This window comes from Streptomyces uncialis (assembly GCF_036250755.1).
Taxonomy (GTDB): Bacteria; Actinomycetota; Actinomycetes; order Streptomycetales; family Streptomycetaceae; genus Streptomyces; species Streptomyces uncialis.
In genome coordinates this window covers 4937721-4958402 of sequence record NZ_CP109583.1, presented here as the reverse complement: position 1 = coordinate 4958402, position 20682 = coordinate 4937721, and the positions used below count along the sequence as shown (strand labels likewise).

Here is a 20682-nt window from a genome sequence, read left to right as displayed (position 1 = left end):
CCATGGCGGAACGTGCCCGGACCACATCCCAGCAGCCGAAGGACCCGCGTCCCCCGACGGCCCCCGGCGCCTCCCCCGGCGTGCCCCGACCCGGCGCGTCCCGCTCCGGCGGGACGGGTGACCCGGCCGGTCCGGCGTCACAGCCCGGGGTCACCCGGCGGCGGCTGCTCGGTACGGCCGGTGCCACCGGGCTCGCGCTGGGCGCGGTCGGCACGGCGGCCGGATACGCGGCGGCGGGCTCCGGCGACCCGGACACCGCCCCGCTGACCTCGGTCGGCGCGGAGACGGCCGTGTTTCACGGGAAACATCAGCCCGGCATCCTCGACCCGATGCAGTCCCGGGGCCATCTGATGGCCTTCGATCTGGCACCCGGCGCCGGACGCAAGGAGGCGGCCGCGCTGCTGCGGCGCTGGTCGGCGACGGCCGAGCGGCTGATGGCCGGTGAGTCGTCGGCTTCGGACACCGGGGTCGCCCTGGACGCCGGTCCGTCGGCGCTGACGGTGACGTTCGGGCTCGGGCACAGCTTCTTCGCCCGGACCGGACTGGAGAAGCAGCGCCCGGTGGCCCTCGATCCGCTGCCGGACTTCTCGTCCGACCGGCTCGACAAGGCCCGCAGCGACGGTGATCTGTGGGTGCAGATCGGCGCGAACGACGGGCTCGTCGCCTTCCACGCGCTGCGCGCGCTCCAGAAGGAAGCGGGGAGCGCGGCACGGCCGCGCTGGGAGATGACCGGCTTCAACCGCTCCCCGGGAGCGACCGCGCGGCCGATGACCGCGCGCAATCTGATGGGCCAGGTGGACGGCACCCGCAACCCGAAGCCGTCTGACCCGGACTTCCAGCAGCGGATCTTCGTCCCGGACGAGCCGAGCGGCACCGGTACGGCAGAGGTACCCGGCGGCGGTTCGCCGCGCTGGATGGCGGGCGGCTCGTACGCGGTGGTCCGCCGGATCAGGATGCTGCTGGACTCCTGGGAGAAGCTGTCGGTCACGGAGCAGGAAGCGGTGATGGGACGTCACCGGTCCGACGGCTCCCCGCTGACCGGGGGCGGTGAGACGACCGAGCCGGACCTGGAGAAGCTGGGCCCGGACGGCACGCTGGTGATCCCGATCGACGCACACGCCCGGATCAGCCGCCCGGACCAGAACGGGGGCGCGGCGATGCTGCGGCGCCCGTTCTCGTACCACGACGGTTCCGACGGGAAGGGGGCGCCGGACGCGGGGCTGCTGTTCATCTGCTGGCAGGCCGATCCGGTACGCGGCTTCGTCCCGGTGCAGCGCAAGCTGGACCGGGGGGACGCGCTGTCCCCGTTCGTCCGGCACGAGGCCAGCGGGCTGTTCGCGGTGCCCGGGGGCGCGGAGCGGGGCGGGTACGTGGGGCAGGCCCTGCTGGAGGGCTGAGCGGGGCGGTACCTGGGCAGGCCCTGCTGGACGGGCGGAGGGCTGAGGGGGCGGGTACCCGGGCCGGCCCTGCTGGACGGGCGGAGGGCTGAGCGGGCGCCCGACAGGTTCGGGGAGGGGTGCCCGGGCCCACTAGGGTGACCGTATGTCGGCCACGCGCTACACGTATCTCGGCCCCGAGGGAACCTTCACCGAGGCCGCCCTCCGTACGCTTCCGGAAGCCGCCACGCGCGAGCTGGTGCCGATGGTGTCGGTACCCGCCGCGCTGGACGCGGTCCGCGCCGGGGAGGCGGCGGGCGCACTGGTCCCGATCGAGAACTCGGTCGAGGGCGGGGTCACCGCGACCCTGGACGAGCTGGCCAAGGGCGAGCCGTTGATGATCTACCGCGAGGTGCTGCTCCCGATCGCCTTCGCGCTGCTGGTCAGGCCGGGTACGGAGCTGTCCGGGGTGAAGACGGTGACCGGGCATCCGGTGGCCCAGCCGCAGGTGCGCAACTGGCTGGCCGCGCAGCTGCCGGACGCGGTGTGGGAGTCGTCGGCGTCCAACGCGGACGGGGCCCGGCTGGTGCAGGAGGGCCGTTACGACGCGGCGTTCGCCGGGGTGTTCGCCGCGGCGACCTACGGACTGCACCCGCTGGTCACGGACATCCATGACGCGGCGAACGCCGAGACCCGGTTCGTGCTGGTCGGCCGGCCGGGGCGGCCCGCCGCGCGGACGGGCGCCGACAAGACCTCCGTCGTGATCTGGCTCGACGACGACCATCCGGGCGCGCTCCTCGAACTGCTCCAGGAGTTCGCGGTACGGGGCGTCAACCTGATGCGGATCGAGTCCCGGCCCACCGGGCAGGGCATCGGCAACTACTGCTTCTCGGCGGACGCCGAGGGTCATATCACCGACCGCCGGGTGGGTGAGGCCCTGATGGGGCTGAAGCGGATCAGTCCGCAGGTGCGGTTCCTGGGTTCGTATCCGCGGGCCGGGGTGTCGCCGGACGAGGTGGGGCCGGTGCGGGCCGGGACCTCGGACCGGGCCTTCACGGATGCCTCGGACTGGCTGACCCGCTGTCTCGACGGTCGTTTCTAGCCAGCGATCAACAGATGATCGGCTGCTCCTACCTACCGATCACCTGCGGGTTCCCGCCCGGCCGTCCCTGTCCACAGAGTTATCCACAGGCACCCGTCTCGACCTGGGGACAAGTCGACAACTTCTTCCGACATGGTCGACAAATCGGTTCAGTGGCCCCAAGTCCGTCCACAGTCGGCCACGTCACCCCTCGTCCACCTTTTTCTCTTGATCAACTCTTTGGAGCGAACCAATTCCACTCGAAAGTGCGTGTGGTGATGGTTTGATCCGGGAATCCCTCGCCCCCCGAGTTGCTTTCGGAGCGACCGACTCCGGCGTCCACAGAGTTTTCACACAGCCTGTGGATAACTTTCCCCCGAAGCGCCAACCTGTGGACAACCGGCCTTGACCGGCACGCCAAGTCCCCGCTCCCGCAAGGAGAATCGAGTCAAGGCGACGCCTTCCGCACTCCCCGGTTCGAAGGAATAGGCACGTTTTATGGACGGCGACGGGTGATCATCCGGCCCGGCGGTCCGGCCCGGCGGCCCCGGGGCCGCCACCTCTTCGCGCACCGCCGTTCACCATCGGTCAACGCGCACCAGGCCCACCGGGCACGATTTCGGGCGCATCGCGCGCATTCCCCATTCCCTCGGCATTCCCTCATTCCGGCAATTAGGACATTGCTCACAGAATGCAAAACCTCGTCGTGGGGTGGAACCCCGCACCGGTAGCCTTGAGGGGTGATTGACCTTCGTCTGCTTCGTGAGGACCCCGACCGTGTTCGCGCTTCGCAGCGCGCCCGTGGAGAGGACGTCGACCTCGTCGACGCCGTGCTCTCCGCCGATGAGCGGCGCAGGTCGTCCGGTGTCCGTTTCGACGAGCTGCGCTCCGAGCAGAAGGCGCTCGGCAAGCTCATCCCCAAGGCCGCCGGGGACGAGAAGCAGGAGCTGCTGAAGAAGGCCGGTGAGCTGGCCGCCGCCGTGAAGACGGCGAACGCCGCCCAGGACGAGGCCGAGGAGGAGACGAAGCGGCTCGCCCTGCGTCTGGGCAACCTCGTGCACCCCGACGTCCCCGTGGGCGGCGAGGAGGACTTCGTCGTCCTGGAGACCCACGGCACCATCCGTGACTTCGCCGCCGAGGGCTTCACCCCCAAGGACCATCTGGAGCTCGGCGAGGCACTCGGCGCGATCGACGTCGAACGCGGCGCCAAGGTCTCCGGTTCGCGCTTCTACTACCTCACCGGTGTGGGCGCCCTGCTGGAGCTGGCCCTGGTCAACGCGGCGATCGCGCAGGCCACCGAGGCCGGGTTCATCCCGATGCTCACCCCCGCGCTGGTCCGCCCGCGCGCCATGGAGGGCACCGGCTTCCTCGGCCAGGCCGCCGAGAACGTCTACCACCTGGAGAAGGACGACTACTACCTGGTCGGCACCTCCGAGGTCCCGCTCGCCGCGTACCACATGGACGAGATCATCGAGGCCGACAAGCTGCCCCTGCGGTACGCCGGTTTCTCGCCCTGTTTCCGCCGCGAGGCGGGCACCTACGGCAAGGACACCCGGGGCATCTTCCGCGTCCACCAGTTCGACAAGGTGGAGATGTTCACGTACATCGCCCCGGAGGACGCCGAGGCCGAGCACCAGCGGCTGCTGGACTGGGAGAAGCAGTGGCTGACCGCCCTTGAGCTGCCGTTCCAGGTCATCGACGTGGCCAGTGGCGATCTCGGTTCCTCCGCCTCGCGCAAGTTCGACTGCGAGGCGTGGATCCCCACCCAGGGCAAGTACCGCGAGCTGACGTCCGCGTCCAACTGCGACAGCTTCCAGGCCCGCCGGCTGTCCGTGCGGATGCGGGAGACCGGCGACGGCAAGAAGGTCCTCCGGCCGCTCGCCACGCTGAACGGCACGCTGTGCGCCGTCCCGCGCACGATCGTGGCCATCCTGGAGAACCACCAGCGGGCCGACGGGTCCGTGGTGGTCCCCGAGATGCTGCGGCCGTACCTCGGCGGCCGCGAGGTACTCGAACCGAAGTAGACCGAAGCAGGGGGCAGGCCCGGCCCGTGGGCGCGGGCCGCCCGCAGCGAACGCAGCTTGGAGCCGATCAGCCAGTGAGTCCCGCGTCGATCCCCGCCGAGCCCACCCGCTCCGCCGTCGTACCGTCCGCCGCCCCGTCGTCCACCGTGCCGTCCGCGCGGCCCGGCGGCTCCGGGCCCGACGCGGTGTTCCCCTACCGACTGGTCGCCACCGATCTTGACGGAACGCTTCTGCGCGGGGATCACACCGTTTCCGAGCGCACCCGTGCCGCGCTCGCGGCGGCCACCGCCGCGGGGGCCGCGCACATCGTCGTGACGGGGCGGGCCGTGCCCTGGACCCGGCACATCCTCGACGCCCTCGGGTACGAGGGGCTCGCGGTCTGCGCGCAGGGCGCCCAGGTGTACGACGCGGGGGCCCACCGGCTGCTCACCTCGGTGACCCTCGACCGGCAGGTCGCGGCGCTCGCGCTCGGCAAGATCGAGGCCGAGGTGGGTCCGCTGGCGCTGGCCGCGAGCCGGGACGGGCTGGACGGGGACGTGCTCGTCGGCCCCGGCTATCTGACCGACGAGGGCGGTCCGCTGCCCTACATCCCGTTCACCGACCGCTCCGACATGTGGGAGCGTCCGCTGAACAAGCTGTACCTCCAGCACCCCACGCTCGGCGACGACGAGCTGGCCGCCGCCGCGCACCAGGCCGTGGGCGGCCTGGTCGGGGTGGTCATGGCCGGGCCCGGGATAGTGGAGATCCTGCCCGCCGGGCTCACGAAGGCGACGGGGCTTTCGCTGGCGGCGCGGCGGCTGGGGGTGAAGGCGGCCGAGACGATCGCCTTCGGGGACATGCCCAATGACATTCCCATGTTCGCGTGGGCCGGGTACGGGGTGGCGATGGGCAACGCGCATGACGCGTTGCGGGCGGTGGCGGACGAGGTGACGGCGTCCAACGAGGACGAGGGGATCGCGCGGGTCCTGGAACGACACCTGGCCTGATCCCAGGGGGGTCATGGGTCGCGCCCCTCGCCCTGTGCCGCGGTCCCTGTGCCGCGGTCCCTGTGCCGCGGTCCCCTTGTGCCGCGTGGCCCCGTGCCGCGTGGTCCTGTGCCGCGTGCCGCGTGCGTTGTGTCGCGTGGCCCGAGGTCTGTCCGGGTGGGCGTACTTGTTCCTGTGCCGTCGCTCGGTGGTTTTGCGCAGTTCCCCGCGCCCCTTTGGGGCGCACCCTGTTTGTTCTTCGGGTCGGTGCCGGTCGGGATTCTCCGTCCTCGCTCCAACGCGCTCGGTACGGACGTTCAGTGGCGGTACTGGTGGCGTCGGAGTCTGCGGGCAGAGATTCCCGCCCACGCCCTTGCGTGAGTCCTGCGACTGCGCGAGGAGAGGGGTTTGAACCCCGGCCCCGGTTGATGGCAGCCCGCAGACGGACGACAGCCCCAGGTGGGCGCCCCAGCCGAGGGGCGGGGGACGGGTGTGGGGTGAACGCCGGGGAGGGGGCGACCGAAGCGGTCGCCCCCGGGCAGCTCCCCGTACGGAGTGGACTCGACGGAGCGGGTGAACTCCGGCGCCGCACTCCGCCGACTGCCCCGCGAGGAGCGTGACGGACCTCAGGAGGCCACGCCGCACTCCGTCCCGGTACCCCGCCGGTCACCCGGCGTGGACACCACTGTCCTCGGGTGCGAGCCGGGAGGCCACCGGTTATTTCCGGTCACCGCTTCCGCCGCTTGCGCCGTCGCGCCTTGCTCCAGAACCATCCCGCGGGCGGCTCGTCCGACCGCCACGGCTGCGGCTCGGGCGCCTGCGACCGCCACTTCTCGGCCAGCATCCGGGCCCGCGCGGACGGTTCCTTGACCTCCGCGCCCCGCACGAAGTCCTCGTCGAACTCGATGCCGTCGACCGGCCGCTCGTCGCCGCTCCCCGCGGCGTCCTCCGGTGGCTTCGGTTCCCCTGCCATCGTCGCTCCTTCCTGGGGTGGGGCGCCTTGAGACAGCGCGGCCCTCCCCCAGTGTTCCCGGGGGAGGGTGAAAGCACCGTCAAGAGGGTCGGGCCACGGGCCCGCTCACTCCTCCCCGGCCAGCTTCAGGGTGCGCAGCTTCTGTCCCGCGTACCAGGTGGCCAGCACGGTGACCGCGACGAGCAGGACCGTCGCGGAGGTGAGGCTCACGTCCGAGGTGACGAGATCGTTCCCGGCGACCTCGTGCGCCACGGCCAGCGACCACTGCTGCACGCTCAGCGTGCGCGCCCCCGCGACCAGGGTGCCGAACACGGCTTCCCAGACCAGGGCGTAGACGAGGCCGAACACCACGGCGTGCCGGGTGATCGTGCCGAGCAGCAGGAACAGCGCGGCGTAGGCGATGGAGCCGACGAGCGCGGCGATCGTGTAGGCGACGGCGACCTGCTGGCCGTTGCCGTTGAGGATGTAGCCCGCCGCGAAGGTCGGCAGCGCGGAGAACGCCATGGTGACCGAGACGGCGACGATCAGCTTGGTGAAGATGATCGTGGGCCGCTTGATCGGCTTGGCGAGCAGATAGACCACGGAGCCGTCGTCGATCTCGGGGGCGATCGCCCCTGTACCGGCGATGACACCGATGATCGGGACCATCGTGGCCAGGGCGAAGCCGCCGAGGACGTCCGAGGCGATCTGGTCGTCGGCGCCCGAGAGGATCCGGACCGCGACGGCGATGGCGATGAGCAGGGCGGGCAGGGCGAAGAGGATCAGGGCACGGCGGCGGCCGAGCAGGGCTCGATAGGTGAGCCGGGCGACAGTGGGGTCGTACATTCTTCGGCCTCCTACGCCGCGACCAGATACGAGAACACGGACTCAAGGGACTCGTCGGACGGCGAGACCGAGAGGAGCCGGATGCCCTGGGCACGGGCGACCCGGGGCAGCAGCGCGGTGAACCGCCCGAAGTCGATCGCCTGGATCCGCAGGACACCCTCGCTGATGTCCACCTCGATGCCCGCGGTGGACGGGTCCGCGATGAGCGCGGCGGCGAGCGCGCGGTCGTCGCTGGAGCGGATGGTGTAGAGGTGCGGGCGGTCGGTCATCAGCCGGCGGATGCGCCGGAAGTCGCCGCTCGCCGCGTGCCGCCCGGCGACGATCACCTCGATGTGCGAAGCGAGTTGCTCGACCTCTTCGAGGATGTGCGAGGAGAACAGGACGGTACGGCCCTCGTCGCCCATACGGCGCAGCAGTTCCATGAGGTGCATGCGCTGACGGGGGTCCATGCCGTTGAACGGCTCGTCGAGGAGCAGCACGGTCGGCTGGTGGACCAGGGCGGACGCCATCTTGACCCGCTGGCGCATGCCCTTGCTGTACGTGGAGATCTTGCGGTCCTGGGCGTACTCCATGGCGACGGTGGCGAGGGCCTCCTGGGCCTCCTGGTCACCGAGGCCGTGCAGTTCGGCGTTGGCCACGACGAACTCGCGGCCGGTGAGGAAGTCGTACATCGCCTCGCGTTCGGGGACGATGCCGATGTGCTCGTAGATCTTCTCGTTGCGCCAGATGGTCCTGCCGTCGAGGGTGACCGTGCCGTTGGAGGGGGCGAGGAAGCCGCCCATCATGTTGATGAGGGTGGACTTGCCGGCGCCGTTGGGGCCGAGCAGGCCGGTGACGCCGGGGCCGATGGTCATGGTGATGTCGTTGACGGCGACCACGTTGCCGAACCAGCGGGACGCGTGGTCGATCTCGATCGTGGTCACAGTCCGACCTTCCGGTAGCGGCGCGCCATCAGGCCGTACGAGCCCGCGATGATGCCGAGGATGACGACCAGGTAGACGAGGCCCTGCCCGGCGGACGGTCCGTGGCCGCCGGGGAAGGCGGAGTCGGCGCCCAGGAAGGCGGTGCTGAGGCCGTCCATGAGGGTGGCGGGCGAGAACAGGCCGAGCCAGGCGACGGCTCCGGTGCTGTCCTGCTCGAAGGCGATGGCCTGGACGGTGGAGACGGCGCCGTAGGAGATGGTGAGCGCCGCGATGACGGCGGCGATGCCGAAGCCCCGGCGGGGTGTGACGGCGGAGATCACCAGGCCGATCCCGGCGAACAGCAGCGAGAGGACGGCCACGGACACCATGCCTTGCAGGAACCCCTCGGTCTGGTCGGCGAAGTCGAGTTTGGCGAGCAGCGCGCCGACGTAGAGGATCACCAGCGGGACGCCGGTGAGGACGAACAGGGCGGACGCCATCGCGCCGTACTTGGCGACGACGTAGTCGACGTGCGCGATGGGCCGTGAGAAGTACAGCGGCACCGTCTTGAAGCGCAGGTCCCGGGAGACCGCCTGGGGTGCCTGGGAGGCGAGGTAGAGCGCGATGACCGCCTGGAGCACCACCGCGTACCGGGTGTACTGGATCGGCAGTTCCCTGGCGTTGGTCGCCACGGCGACCGCCACCATGATCAGTGCGGGGACGCACATCACGGCGAACAGCAGCATCGGCAGGACCTTGGACTTGGCGGACCGGCCGAGCCCGTAGGACCCGCGCAGGGTCTGGGAGAAGAGCGAACGGCGTGCGTAGGCCCGGCCGAGACGGGGGCCGTCGTAGTTGCGATAGCCGATGTTGTGGATCTGGGTCTGGGCACCGGCCGTGGGCTGTTCAGTCGCCATGACGGACCGCCTCCTTCCGCTTCTGCTCGTCGTGGGTGACCGGGGTGGCTGCGGCGTCGGCCCGGTCGGTCTGCCCGGTGGTCCGTCCGTCGGTCTGCCCGGCGGTCCGTCCGTCGGTCTGTCCGGTGGTCTGTCCGGCGGTGTCCGCGTCGTGGAACACCTCGGCGATGTGGTGCCTGCGCTGTTCCATCCGGACCAGGCCGAGGCCCAGATCGGCGACGACGTCCCGGACGAGGTCGTAGGTGTCCTCGCCCTCGGCCGTGAGCAGCACGATGTGTCCGGCGCCGGGCAGTACGCCACCGGTGTCGGTGGTGATCCCCCGGGCGTCCAAGGCGTCACGCAGCGCTTTGGTGCCGTCGGGGTGCTCGTCGGTGTCGGTGACCTCGACGGCGAGGATCGCCGTCGACTGTGTGAAGTCGGTGGTGGAGCTGGAGCGCAGCAGCTTGCCGCCGTCCACCACGACGACGTGGTCGCAGGTGCGTTCCAGCTCGCCGAGGAGGTGGGAGGTGACGAGGACCGAGATGCCGAAGTCGGTGTACACCCGGCGGATGAGGCCGAGCATGTCGTCCCGGCCGACCGGGTCGAGGCCGTTGGTCGGCTCGTCGAGGAAGACGAGCTTCGGGTCGTGCACCAGGGCCTGGGCGAGCTTGACCCGCTGCTTCATGCCCGTGGAGTAGCCCCCGATGGGGCGGTAGCGCTCTTCGTAGAGGCCGACGTGCCGCAGGGTGTCCGCCGTGCGTTCCCGGGCCGCGGTGGGCGGCAGACCCGACATCCGGGCCATGTGCACGACGAACTCGGTCGCCGAGACGTCCGGCGGCAGGCAGTCGTGCTCCGGCATGTAGCCGACCTGCTCGCGGATGGCGGGTCCGTCGGTGGCGACGTCGAGTCCGAGCACGGCGGCACGGCCTTCGGTGGCGGGGGACAGACCCAGGAGGATCTTGATCAGAGTGGACTTACCGGCTCCGTTGGCGCCGACGAGTCCGGTCACCCCGGGTCCGATGTCCATGGAGAGTCGGTCCAGCGCGGTGACCCGCGGGAACCGCTTGCTCAGGCTTTCGGTCGCGATCACATTCACGGTTCGACGCTAGTGGCGCGGACCACACAGGTCGTCAGACCAGGGTGCCGACCTCACCTCAGACTCCAGTATTACGTGCCCGTAGGTGTCCCCCACAGGTCTCATGCCCACCACCCGGGAAGGTGAAGGCAGGGAAGGCTTCGGCGCGGTTGTCCACAGGTCCGGCCGGGGGCACCTTGACGCCGCCGCCGGGCAAGGTCACATTCGTTGGTGTGACGCGGCGGACACGCAGCGCACAGGCCGGGCGGGGTGGTCGGGCGGCGTTCGTGCACGGCGTTCGTGCCCGGCGGGGACGGGTCGGTGGGACGGGTCGGTGGACGGGTCGGTGGACGGGTCGGAAGGGGACGGTATGGGTCTGCGTGGAGCGCGTGAGCGCCGGGTGCGCACGGGTGGGGTGGAGCTGTGCGTCGCCGAGCTGGGCGACCCCGCCCGGCCCACCGTGGTGCTCGTGCACGGCTACCCGGACTCCAAGGAGGTGTGGTCGGAGGTCGCGGCACGGCTCGTCGCACAGGACTTCCATGTGGTGCTGTACGACATCCGCGGGCACGGCGGTTCGACGGCCCCGCGTCCGCTGCGCGGCGGGTTCACCCTGCGGAAGCTGACGGACGACTTCGTGGCCGTGGTGGACGCCGTGAGTCCGGACCGCCCGGTGCATCTGGTGGGGCACGACTGGGGTTCGGTGCAGTCCTGGGAGTTCGTGACCGTCGCACGGACCGCGGGCCGGATCGCCTCGTTCACTTCGGTGTCCGGCCCTTCGCTCGACCACTTCGGTCACTGGCTCGCCCGCCGGAGGTCCCGGCCCACCCCCCGGCATCTGACGCAGCTCCTCGGCCAGGGCGTCAGGTCCTGGTACGTGTACGCGCTGCACACCCCCGTCCTGCCGGAGCTGGCCTGGCGCGGCCCGCTCGGCAGGCACTGGCCGAAGGTGCTGGAGCACACCGAGAAGGTTCCCCCCGGTGACTACCCGACCGCGTCGCTCCCGTCCGACGCGGCACACGGCGCGTGGCTGTACCGCGACAACATCCGCGCCCGGCTGACCCGGCCCCGCGCGGACGCCCACGCGCACGCGCCCGTGCAGCTCGTCGTCCCGCTGGGGGACAAGTTCCTGTCGCCGCGTCTGTACGACGATCTGGAGCGGTGGGTCCCCCGGCTGACCCGGCGGACGGTCGACGCCCGGCACTGGCTCCCCCGGTCCCGGCCCGACCAGCTCACCGCGTGGATCGCGGAGTTCGTCACCCGCCACGAGGACGACGGCAAGGTCGACGGCGAGGGTGGCGGCGCCGGTGTCGGACCGGACCCGTCTGCCCTGGCCGACGACGCGCTCCCCCCGAAAACGGTGGCACCCGGCACGCCGCAGTCGGCCCGCGCGCCCCGAGCGGTGCAGGGGTCCCGCGCTGCCCGGGCGGCCCGGCAGGTCCGAGATCCGTACGCGGAGCGGTTCGGGGGCCAGTTGGTGCTGGTCACCGGTGCGGGCGGCGGGATCGGGCGGGCCACGGCACTGGCCTTCGCGAGAGCGGGCGCCCGGATCGTCGCCGTCGACCGCGATCCCGGGACGGCCGCCCGCACCGCGCTCGCGGCCCGCGAGGCGGGCGCGCCCGGCGCCTGGGGCGAGACCGTCGACGTCGGTGACGAGCGGGCGATGGAGAAACTGGCCGCGCGGGTCGCCTCCGACCACGGGGTGGTGGACATCCTCGTCAACAACGCGGGCATCGGCCTGTCGGGGTCGTTCCTCGACACCACCCCTGGCCAGTGGCGCGAGCTCCTCGACGTCAATCTGTGGGGCGTCATCCACGGCTGCCGGCTGTTCGGCGGACAGATGGCGGAGCGCGGACAGGGCGGTCACATCGTGAACGTCGCCTCGGCCGCCGCGTACCTGCCCTCGCGCGCGCTGCCCGCGTACAGCACGTCGAAGGCGGCGGTGCTGACGCTCAGCGAATGCCTGCGCGTGGAGCTGGCGGAGCGGGAGATCGGCGTCTCCGCGATCTGTCCCGGCATCGTCAACACCGGTATCACCGCGACGACCCGGTTCACCGGGGTCTCCGCCGAGGAGGAGCAACGGCTCCAGCGCGCGTCGTCGCGGCTGTACCGCTTGCGGAACTACCCGCCGGAGAAGGTCGCCGACGCGGTGCTGCGCGCGGTGCTGCACGATCGGGCGGTCGTCCCGGTGACACCCGAGGCCCGGACGGCCCGGCTGCTGTCCCGCCTCGCACCAGGAGTGCTCCGCGCATTGGCCCGCCGTGGGCCACGGTTGTAGCGGCGCCCAGGGAGCCCGGACGAAGCGAATGGCGGTCAGTGGTGGGGAGTTCGAGGATCCGGCCTCCAGTCGCCTTCTGTGCGCGTCAGTTGACCGGGGCCGATCTCCTCCCGTACGAGGTCGCCTCAGGAGTAGGGGCGTTGGGGGAGTGAGCGCACACCAAGCGGCGGGGTGAGATCAGTTAACGACGCGGAGTCTTTGTTCAGCAGCAGCACGGACGGGCTTCGCGCGTCGAAACCGGGAAGGTCGCGACAGCGGTCCGGATGTCGTCCGAGACCACTCGCGCGACTTGCGGCCGATGCGGAACCAGACTGTGCGAGCGGGATGTTCACCGTTCTGCCAGCGGCTCCTGATGTGTCGTTGGGGCGGCAAGCGGACGGCTCGCGCTGCTCACAACCGGCCTCCTGCTGTCACTTGTTGCTGATGGAGTGGTTCTCGGAGTCGATGAGTGCGGAGGGAGAACAGACAAGACAGACACGGCCATTAGGTGCATTTGCCATAAATGGACTGAAACATAGAAGAGTTGACCAAACCCCCTCAAAAGTTAGGGGAGTTGTCCACAGGAATGTCAAATAGCCTGTGGATAACTCGACTTGACTGTGGATCAAACATCAGGACCCGAATTCGGATGCGGAAATTTCTGCCGACCGGCACGCTGGTGTGATGGACGAGCGACGCACCGTGAAGGTGTCGAAGTACCTCTCGAAACATCTGCGGCACCAACCGGAACGGATCGGACTGGTCCTCGACGAGGGCGGCTGGACGGGGATCGACGCCCTGCTCGCCGCGACGGCCGCGCACGGCTTCCGCGTCAGCCGCGCCGAACTGGACCATGTCGTCGCCGTCAACGACAAACGCCGCTTCGCCGTCGAGGGTGACCGCATCCGTGCCAGCCAGGGGCACACCGTGGACGTCGATCTCGGGCTGCCGGCGGCGGTCCCGCCCGCGTTCCTCTTCCACGGCACCGTCGCCGGTCACCTGGCCGCGATCCGCGCCGAAGGGCTCCGCCCGATGGCACGGCACGATGTGCATCTGTCCCCCGACCGGGAAACCGCGACACGGGTGGGCGCCCGGCGCGGACGCCCGGTGGTGCTGTCCGTACGGGCCGGGGAGATGCACCGGGACGGCCATGAGTTCCGCGTCAGCGCGAACGGCGTGTGGCTGACCTCCGCGGTGCCCCCGGAGTATCTGAGCACGCCGTCCGCGCACTGACCCGGCCACGCCTGTCCGGCCTCCGACCCCGTACGCCCGACCCACCCCGTACCCCCGTCCGGCATACACGACCGGCCCGTCACTGCGCGCCCGCCCGTCCCTGGACTGCCTCCCGACCCGCGCGCCGTCCTCCCGGCCCTCCCACCGCCCTCGTTGACGTCAACTCCCGCTCCAGGGCGGCCCGTACCGGCCCCAGGAACACCCTTCGTCCCTCTGGCAGGATGAACCGCATGCCCGCACCGGACACCACCGAGCCCCCGGCCCAGGCCCCCGGCCCCGCTGCCTCCGTGCCCGTCATCCACCCGGACCCCGACACCGGACCCGTAGCGCTCCAGCACACCTCGCTCACCGACTACATCACCCGGCTCGCCTCCCGCGCGCCCGCGCCCGGCGGGGGTGCCGCCGCCGCGGTGCACGCCGCCCAGGGCGCCGCGCTCCTCGCCATGGTCGCCCGCTACAGCACCGGGGCGAAGTACGCCGAGCACGGCGTTCTGATCGCCCGGGTCACCGGCGAGGCCGACGAACTCGCCGCCCGCGCACTGCGCCTGGCCGACGCGGACGCCGCCGCGTTCACCGCCGTCACGGACGCCTACCGGCTCCCGCGCGCGACCCCGCAGGAGAAGGCGGCCCGGTCCGCCGCCATCGCGGACGCCCTGACCGGTGCCGCCGGACCACCCGCGGAGGTGATCACGGTGGCCGCCCGCGCGCTGGACCTGGCCGACGAACTGCTCCCCGTGGGCAACCGCAACGTCCTCACCGATGTGGCCGCGGCGGCGGAGGCCGTCCGCGCGGCGGCCACCACGGCGCGGATCAATGTCGAGATCAACCTCGGCGGGGTACGGGACAGCGCCGAGCGCGAGCGGCTGTCCACCGCGATCGCGCAGGTGGACGCCCTGACCGCCCGTGCCGACCGGGTCACCGCCGCCGTACGCCAGGAGATCACTCAGTGAGCGCCACCAGCCCCGCACCGAGCCCCGCCACCGGTATCGGCACAGCCCCTGCCACCGGCCCTGGTACCCGCCCGGTCACAGGTTCCGACGCAGGTCCCGACGCCACCGGACCGGACAACGGTCCCCGCACCCGCCCGGACACCGACCCCGACGGTGACGGCCCGGCCGCGTCCCTCTCCGGCAAGGCCCTCGCCGCGGAGCTCCGCACGGAGCTCGCCGCTCGGGCCGCCGATCTCGCCGCCACGGCGGACCGGCCGCATCTCGCGGTCGTCACCGCGACCGCCGACGAGTCGAGCGCGTGGTACGTCCGGTCCATCGCCCGCGCCGCCGGGAAGGCGGGCCTCGACTGCACGGTGGTCGACCTCGGGCCGGACGCGGCGGCCCCGGCCCTCCGGATCCGGCTGGCCGAACTGAGCGCCGATCCGGCCGTGCACGGGATCATCCTCCAGACCCCGCTCCCGGACGGGGCGCGGCTGGACGACCTCGCGTCGGCCATCGATCCCGCCAAGGACGTGGACGGGGCGAACCCGCTCTCGCTCGGCAGGCTCGCCGCCGGGCTGCCCGCCTTCGCCCCGGCCACCGCCGAGGCGGTCGTCGCGCTGCTCGACCATCACGGGATCGCCCTGTCCGGGCGGCGTGCCGTGGTCGTCGGCCGCTCCACCGTCGTCGGGAAGCCCCTCGCCCATCTGCTGCTGGACCGGGACGCCACGGTGACCGTCTGCCACTCCCGCACCGCCGACCTCGCCGCGGTGACCCGTGACGCGGAGGTGCTGATCGCCGCGGTGGGCAGGCCGGGGCTGGTCACCGCCGGGCATGTCCGGCCGGGCGCGGTCGTCGTGGACGTCGGCACCAATCCGACGGACGACGGCGGGCTGGTCGGCGACGTGCACCCGGACGCGGCACAGGTCGCCGGATCGCTCAGCCCCGTTCCGGGCGGGGTCGGACCGGTCACGACCGCTCTGCTGCTGCGGCACACGGTCGACGCGGCGGCCACCGCCGCCCGGACTCGCTGACGGGCGGGTACGAGGTCAGTTCCGGGCGATCCCGGGCGCGATGTCCTCGTACACACCGGCCAGTCGCGCCCCCCGGTCAGGGGCGTCCGTCCCCGGAGCCTCGGCGGCCGGCGCCTGTGCCGCCGGGGTCCCGCTCACGGACGCCGCGCCGCTGCCGCCACCGGCACCACTGCCAGTGCTGCCGCTGCCGCAGAAGGTCGCCTCCAGGGTGCCCGCCATCGTCACGAGCACGTTGCCGTTGTTGGAGGTGTTCGCGAGGGAACTGACGCTCCGCTTCCCGTCCTTCGACGTGAACGCGTACGTGTAGTAGCCCTGGACGGTGCCGGTGTGGCCGTACACGGACACCCCGCAGGACAGATCGCGGCGCCGCAGCCCGAGCCCGTAGTGCTGGGTGCCCGCCGCGTTCGTGGGGGCCCAGCGCTGCATCTCCGCGAGCAGATCGGCGCGGAGCAGACGACCGCCCAGCAGCGCGGAGAAGAAACGGTTCAGGTCCGCCGGGTCCGAGATCATCGCACCGGCGGTCTGCGCCCAGGAGGCCGTCTGCCGCGTCGAGTCCACGAGCGGCGCGCCCGCCTCGTCCGGGGTGAGGTACCCCCGCGCGTACCGGCCCGGGATCGCGGTGGCCGGGTGCACGTACTTGGTGTTGTCCAGCCCGAGCGGCTCGATGATCCGGGACTGGTACGCGCTGCGCGCCGACTCTCCGGTGACCTTCTCGATCAGCATCCCGGCGACCACGAAATTGGTGTTCGAGTACCCGTACGCCGTGCCGGGGGCCGGGGAGGGGGCCCTTGTCAGCGACCGGTCGATGAGTTCCTGGTTCGTGAACACCTTGTTCCGTACCGCCTCGAAACCCGGCACGGTCTGCTGGAACATGTCGTTCGTGTAGTCCCACAGTCCGCTGCGGTGGTTGAGGACGTGCCGTACGGTGATGCGGTCGTCGGGGAGCAGGCCGGGCAGATAGTGGTTGACGGAGGTGTCGAGTCCCAGGTCGCCCTCGGCGACCAGTTGCAGGACGACCACCGCCGAGAACGTCTTCGTGACGCTGCCGATACGGAAGCGGTCGGCGGTGCTGATCTGCCGTCCGCTCTCCCGGTCCGCGACACCCTCGGACACCCGGTACGTCTCCCCGTGGTCGTCCACCCGCGCCATCGCCCCGGGCGCGCCCTGGGACAGCGCCCGCTGGAGCACCGCGCGCAACGCGGCCGTGTCCGGCGCGGGTGCGGGAGCGGGGGTGCGTACGTGGGCGGATACCGAGGCGGGGGCCGTTGCCGGGGCGGGGGCGGCGGGGGCCGAGCCCGGTGCCGCCGCGTACGCCGACTGCGCGGGCAGTGTGCCGAGGGTCAGCGCCGCCGCTCCCAGCGCGACAGCACTCAGGGCCTTACGTCGAACCATCGTGATCCCCGTTCCTGTGTCGAACAGCCGTACATGGGTACGGGATCGGCCCATGACGGTCGGTCGGGCCCACCCCGTAGGCGCCATGCTGCGGCACTCCGCGGGCGGGCCGGTGGGGGACACGTCCGGTGGATGGCGCGATGTTCACTTGCGGCGGGGCGTCACGTTTCCCTCACATCCCACCGGCCGCGCCCGCCACTCGGCCCCCGCCGCCCGGCGGACCCGCCGACCTCCTGGGACGCGCCTGGGGGCCACCCCTGAAGACGGCCGAAATCCGCCCATGACGGCGCGCCGGCCCGGCGTCGGGCGGCCACACGGCCGTCGGCCGACCCGCGACCCACGGCGACGGGCCGGGGACCAGGCAGCAGGCAGCAGGCAGCAGGCAGCAGCACGGAAGGCGGATCGCGGATCGAGCGGCCCCCGGCTCGGACGGAACGCGGGTCAGGGGCAGGCTCAGGGTCAGGGTCAGGCTCAGGCGGTGCGCAGCTGTGCCGGGGCCTCGACGGCGATCCGCTCGAACACGGCCGGATCGGTGGCGAAGTCGGAGTCCGGGATCGGCATATGGAGCACGATCTCGGTGATCCCCAGTGCCTGGTGACGGCCCGCGAAGTCCACGAAGGCGTCGACGGACCCCAGCGGCGTGTTCCGGTCCGGGGTGAAGCCGGTGAGCAGCACCTTCTCCACCTCGTCCACGTCCCGGCCGAGCTCGGCGCACGCCTTGCCCAGCCGGGCGATCTGGGCGGCGACGGCCTGCCGGGACTGCTCGGGCGTCCCCGTCTCGAAGAGCTTCGGATCACCGGTGGTCACCCACGCCTGGCCGTGCCGGGCCGCCAGCCGCATCCCGCGCGGACCGGTCGCGGCCACCGCGAACGGCAGCCGGGGCCGCTGTACGCAGCCGGGGATGTCACGCGCCTCCAGCGCGGAGTAGTGGGTGCCCTCGGCGCTCACGGAGTCCTCGGTGAGCAGCCGGTCGAGCAGCGGGACGAACTCGGCGAACCGGTCGGCACGCTCCCTGGGCGTCCATGCCTCCTGCCCCAGCGCGGTGGCGTCGAATCCGCTGCCTCCGGCACCGATACCCAGCGTGATCCGGCCACCGGAGATGTCGTCCAGGGAGATCAGTTCCTTGGCCAGCGTGACCGGGTGCCGGAAGTTCGGCGAGGTGACGAGGGTGCCCAGCCGCATACGTTCCGTGGCCGTCGCGGCGGCGGTGAGGGTGGGCAGCGCACCGAACCACGGCCCGTCGCGGAAGGTCCGCCAGGACAGATGGTCATAGGTGTACGCGGTGTGGAAGCCCAGCTCCTCGGCACGGCACCACTTCCCGCGCCCCCCTTCGTGCCAGCGGTCGACGGGAAGGATCACAGTGCTCAGGCGCATGGCGGCAACCCTATGCCGCGAGGACCGGCCCGAGCGCGCATACCGCAGCTTCGAGGGATCCCGCCGATCGATCCGCGGCCGGCGTGGACGGCGGCGCGAGGGCACCTTCCTCACTCCGGTTCCCGAAGGTGCGGGGGCGCCCGTCGCGCCCGGCCACCACGCGGCCGCCCGAGGGCGGACCGAGGGCGGAAATCACTCAGATGTGCGGACTCCCGCACGGTCGTGCGGGCATATGCGCGAGAATGACGGGGTGACCTCAGCTTCCCCACGGCCGTGGACATCGGCCTCCCCCACGCTCCCGACCCGGCTGATCGCGACGGATCTCGACGGAACCCTGCTCCGCGACGACAAGTCCGTGTCGCCCCGGACGGTCGCCGCGCTCGCCGCCGCGGAGGCGGCGGGTATCGCGGTCTTCTTCGTCACCGGCCGCCCGGCCCGCTGGATGGACGTGGTCAGCGCCGTGCTGCACGGCCACGGCACCGCGATCTGCGGGAACGGCGCCGCGGTCGTCGATCTGCACGGCGGCCCGACCGCACCCCGTTTCCTCACGGTCCGGGAGCTCACCGCACCCCTCGCCCTCGGTGTGGTCGAGACCCTGCGGGAGGTCGCCCCGGGCACGTCGTTCGCCGTGGAACGCACCGGCGGGCTGCACCACGAAGCGGCCTACCCCCCGCTCCAGCTCGATCTGGCGGAGAGCGTGGCGCCCGCCGAGAAGCTGCTGGCCCCGGGCACGGACGCCGCCGACCAGCCGGTGCTCAAGCTGCTCGCCCACCATCCCGGGCTGGCCCCGGACGTCTTCCTCGCGCTGGCGCGCGCCGCCGTGGGGGAGGACCGGGCGAACATCACCCGGTCCAGCCCGACCGCCCTGCTGGAGATCAGCGGACCGGGCGTCTCCAAGGCGAGCACCCTTGAGCTGTGCTGCGCGGAGCAGGGGATCTCCCCCGCCGAGGTCGTCGCCTTCGGCGACATGCCCAACGACATAGAGATGCTGGACTGGGCGGGCACCTCGTACGCCATGGGCAACGCCCACCCGGATGTCCTGGCCGCCGCTTCGCACCTCACCACCGGCAACAACGACGACGGTGTCGCGACCGTGATCGAGCGCATACTCGCGGAGCGCTGACCCGCGGGACCCGCCCCCGGATCACCGGCCCCCGGGCCCGGCCCCTCACAGCACCACCCCGCGCTCCGCGAGCCACGGCATCGGGTCGACACCCGAGCCGAGCTGCGGGGTCAGCCGTACCTCGAAGTGCAGATGGGGGCCGGTCGAGTTGCCGGTCGTCCCGGACAGCCCGATCCACTGCCCCACCGCCACCCGTTCGCCCTGGTCGACGGCGGCCGACGACAGATGCGCGTACTGCGTGTAGTAGCCGCCGGGGTGCTGGAGCACGACCGCGATCCCGAAGGCGCCCCCGCAGGACACGCTCACCACCCGGCCCTCGCCCACCGCGCGCACCGGTGTACCGACGCCCACGGCGAAGTCCTGTCCCGTGTGGCGGCTGGCCCAGCGCTGACCGGAACCGCCGAAACCGGCCGACAGCTGATATCCCGCCACCGGCGCGACCCAGTCCGACGCACCCGCCGCAGAACTCCGCGGCAGCCGCACCGCGCCCCGGCACCGGCACCGGCCGGCGGCGACCGACCGGTCGGCCTCGCCGCGCAGCCGCCACTGCGCCCGCTCCAGCTTCTCCTCGATCTCCTGCCTCAGCTCCGCGAGCCGGTCGTTGCGGCTCTCCAGCGCGCGCCACGCCTGCGACGCCTCCTTCTCGTCCTCCGCGAGCCGCCGCTCCGCCGCCCGGCTCTCGTCGATCTTCCGCCGGACCGCCAGCTCCGCCTGCGAACCGGCCCGCTGGCTGTTCATCACGTCCTCGGGGCGGTCGGCCAGCAGCATCCGGGCGGTGTACGGGACATCGCCCCCGGTGCGGTACTGGGCACGGGCGATCCGCCCGAGGTCGGCGTGCAGGATCGCGATACCGCGCCGTTCCTCCGCGAGCCTGCGCTCCAGTTCGGACGCCTCGGCGCGCTGGATCCCGGCCTGCCGCCGCCCCTCCTCGTAGCGGCGGGTCGCGTCGGCGGCCTCCTCGTACAGCTTGGCCACCTCCGCGCCCGCGCCCTGCGCCCCGAGGCTGCCGCCGTCGGTTCCCGGGGCCTCGCCGTACGCGCTGACATGCGGGACGGCGAGTCCCAGCAGCACGCACAGCACCGCGGGGACGAACATCGGACGGCGACGGCCTGAAGAGAACGACATATGACGGATCGTTACGCGTCCGGGGGGACCCGGCGCGCCGGGCTCGTACGCCCGGGGGACGTGCCACCCCGTACGGATGACCGGGGTACCGCCGAACAGGG

General features: G+C 72.0%; 17 protein-coding genes. 9 read left to right on the top strand and 8 right to left on the bottom strand.

All coding sequences use genetic code 11. The features are described from left to right. The first annotated feature begins 2 nt into the window (after positions 1-2). The 4 genes from efeB to OG711_RS20545 all read left to right on the top strand — a co-directional run bounded on the left by efeB (position 3) and on the right by OG711_RS20545 (position 5467). Positions 3-1397, top strand: a complete 1395-nt coding sequence (gene efeB, locus OG711_RS20560; protein WP_329560001.1) for an iron uptake transporter deferrochelatase/peroxidase subunit — start codon at positions 3-5, stop codon at positions 1395-1397. A 145-nt stretch (positions 1398-1542) separates the two neighbouring features. Beyond that, the gene (pheA, locus tag OG711_RS20555) at positions 1543-2478 is read left to right on the top strand and encodes a prephenate dehydratase (protein ID WP_329560000.1); all 936 of its coding nucleotides are present in this window, start codon (positions 1543-1545) and stop codon (positions 2476-2478) included. Positions 2479-3197: 719 nt separating this feature from the next. Beyond that, positions 3198-4481, top strand: coding sequence for a serine--tRNA ligase (gene serS, locus OG711_RS20550; protein WP_073787348.1), 1284 nt, complete (start codon positions 3198-3200; stop codon positions 4479-4481). A gap of 146 nt (positions 4482-4627) precedes the next feature. Then, on the top strand, positions 4628-5467 hold the full coding sequence (locus OG711_RS20545) for an HAD family hydrolase (RefSeq protein WP_073787850.1): 840 nt from the start codon (positions 4628-4630) through the stop codon (positions 5465-5467). A gap of 706 nt (positions 5468-6173) precedes the next feature. Here the strand turns inward: OG711_RS20545 and OG711_RS20540 are convergent. From OG711_RS20540 to OG711_RS20520, 5 genes are all read right to left on the bottom strand, one after another. Further along, complete coding sequence (locus OG711_RS20540) at positions 6174-6419, bottom strand: SGM_3592 family protein (protein WP_073787346.1); 246 nt, start codon at positions 6417-6419, stop codon at positions 6174-6176. A gap of 105 nt (positions 6420-6524) precedes the next feature. After that, complete coding sequence (locus OG711_RS20535) at positions 6525-7244, bottom strand: ABC transporter permease (protein WP_073787344.1); 720 nt, start codon at positions 7242-7244, stop codon at positions 6525-6527. Positions 7245-7255: 11 nt separating this feature from the next. Continuing rightward, a complete protein-coding gene (locus tag OG711_RS20530) occupies positions 7256-8167 on the bottom strand; it encodes an ABC transporter ATP-binding protein (protein WP_099284385.1) in 912 nt (303 codons plus the stop codon). Then, positions 8164-9063, bottom strand: a complete 900-nt coding sequence (locus tag OG711_RS20525) for an ABC transporter permease (RefSeq protein WP_073787340.1) — start codon at positions 9061-9063, stop codon at positions 8164-8166. Before OG711_RS20525 ends, OG711_RS20530 begins: the two co-directional genes overlap by 4 nt. Then, complete coding sequence (locus OG711_RS20520; protein ID WP_329563932.1) at positions 9053-10132, bottom strand: ABC transporter ATP-binding protein; 1080 nt, start codon at positions 10130-10132, stop codon at positions 9053-9055. Before OG711_RS20520 ends, OG711_RS20525 begins: the two co-directional genes overlap by 11 nt. Positions 10133-10487: 355 nt before the next feature. On the opposite strand from OG711_RS20520, the gene OG711_RS20515 reads away from it, so the two are divergent. The 4 genes from OG711_RS20515 (at position 10488) to OG711_RS20500 (ending at position 15567) form a co-directional block, all read left to right on the top strand. After that, a complete protein-coding gene (locus OG711_RS20515) occupies positions 10488-12392 on the top strand; it encodes an SDR family oxidoreductase (RefSeq protein ID WP_329559999.1) in 1905 nt (634 codons plus the stop codon). Between the two features lie 663 nt (positions 12393-13055). Continuing rightward, positions 13056-13604: an RNA 2'-phosphotransferase gene (locus tag OG711_RS20510; RefSeq protein WP_073787337.1), complete on the top strand. Its 549-nt coding sequence runs from the start codon at positions 13056-13058 to the stop codon at positions 13602-13604. A gap of 230 nt (positions 13605-13834) precedes the next feature. Then, positions 13835-14554: a cyclodeaminase/cyclohydrolase family protein gene (locus OG711_RS20505; RefSeq protein ID WP_266517694.1), complete on the top strand. Its 720-nt coding sequence runs from the start codon at positions 13835-13837 to the stop codon at positions 14552-14554. Further along, positions 14551-15567 (top strand): bifunctional 5,10-methylenetetrahydrofolate dehydrogenase/5,10-methenyltetrahydrofolate cyclohydrolase, encoded by a 1017-nt coding sequence (locus tag OG711_RS20500; protein ID WP_329559998.1) that lies wholly within the window; start codon positions 14551-14553, stop codon positions 15565-15567. Before OG711_RS20505 ends, OG711_RS20500 begins: the two co-directional genes overlap by 4 nt. Positions 15568-15582: 15 nt before the next feature. Here the strand turns inward: OG711_RS20500 and OG711_RS20495 are convergent, their stop codons facing one another. Together OG711_RS20495 and OG711_RS20490 are read right to left on the bottom strand one after the other, a co-directional pair. Next, a complete protein-coding gene (locus OG711_RS20495; protein ID WP_329559997.1) occupies positions 15583-16959 on the bottom strand; it encodes a serine hydrolase domain-containing protein in 1377 nt (458 codons plus the stop codon). 471 nt (positions 16960-17430) lie between these two features. Continuing rightward, entirely contained in the window at positions 17431-18333 is a 903-nt protein-coding gene (locus tag OG711_RS20490; protein WP_329559996.1) for an LLM class flavin-dependent oxidoreductase, read from the bottom strand. A gap of 232 nt (positions 18334-18565) precedes the next feature. Between OG711_RS20490 and OG711_RS20485 the strand changes: the two genes are divergently transcribed. After that, positions 18566-19456, top strand: coding sequence for an HAD family hydrolase (locus tag OG711_RS20485; protein WP_329559995.1), 891 nt, complete (start codon positions 18566-18568; stop codon positions 19454-19456). Between the two features lie 45 nt (positions 19457-19501). Here OG711_RS20485 and OG711_RS20480 read toward each other — a convergent pair whose 3' ends face one another. Continuing rightward, positions 19502-20581, bottom strand: coding sequence for a M23 family metallopeptidase (locus OG711_RS20480; RefSeq protein ID WP_329559994.1), 1080 nt, complete (start codon positions 20579-20581; stop codon positions 19502-19504). Positions 20582-20682: the final 101 nt, after the last annotated feature.

Bases quoted from the DNA above. Each gene is read 5' to 3' on its own strand.
- efeB (WP_329560001.1), top strand. From the start codon at position 3: ATGGCGGAACGTGCCCGGACCACATCCCAGCAGCCGAAGGACCCGCGT.
- OG711_RS20540 (WP_073787346.1), bottom strand. From the start codon at position 6,419: ATGGCAGGGGAACCGAAGCCACCGGAGGACGCCGCGGGGAGCGGCGAC.
- OG711_RS20480 (WP_329559994.1), bottom strand. From the start codon at position 20,581: ATGTCGTTCTCTTCAGGCCGTCGCCGTCCGATGTTCGTCCCCGCGGTG.
- OG711_RS20525 (WP_073787340.1), bottom strand. From the start codon at position 9,063: ATGGCGACTGAACAGCCCACGGCCGGTGCCCAGACCCAGATCCACAAC.
- OG711_RS20505 (WP_266517694.1), top strand. From the start codon at position 13,835: ATGCCCGCACCGGACACCACCGAGCCCCCGGCCCAGGCCCCCGGCCCC.
- OG711_RS20495 (WP_329559997.1), bottom strand. From the start codon at position 16,959: ATGGTTCGACGTAAGGCCCTGAGTGCTGTCGCGCTGGGAGCGGCGGCG.
- pheA (WP_329560000.1), top strand. From the start codon at position 1,543: ATGTCGGCCACGCGCTACACGTATCTCGGCCCCGAGGGAACCTTCACC.
- OG711_RS20490 (WP_329559996.1), bottom strand. From the start codon at position 18,333: ATGCGCCTGAGCACTGTGATCCTTCCCGTCGACCGCTGGCACGAAGGG.
- OG711_RS20510 (WP_073787337.1), top strand. From the start codon at position 13,056: ATGGACGAGCGACGCACCGTGAAGGTGTCGAAGTACCTCTCGAAACAT.
- OG711_RS20535 (WP_073787344.1), bottom strand. From the start codon at position 7,244: ATGTACGACCCCACTGTCGCCCGGCTCACCTATCGAGCCCTGCTCGGC.
- OG711_RS20515 (WP_329559999.1), top strand. From the start codon at position 10,488: ATGGGTCTGCGTGGAGCGCGTGAGCGCCGGGTGCGCACGGGTGGGGTG.
- OG711_RS20485 (WP_329559995.1), top strand. From the start codon at position 18,566: ATGCGCGAGAATGACGGGGTGACCTCAGCTTCCCCACGGCCGTGGACA.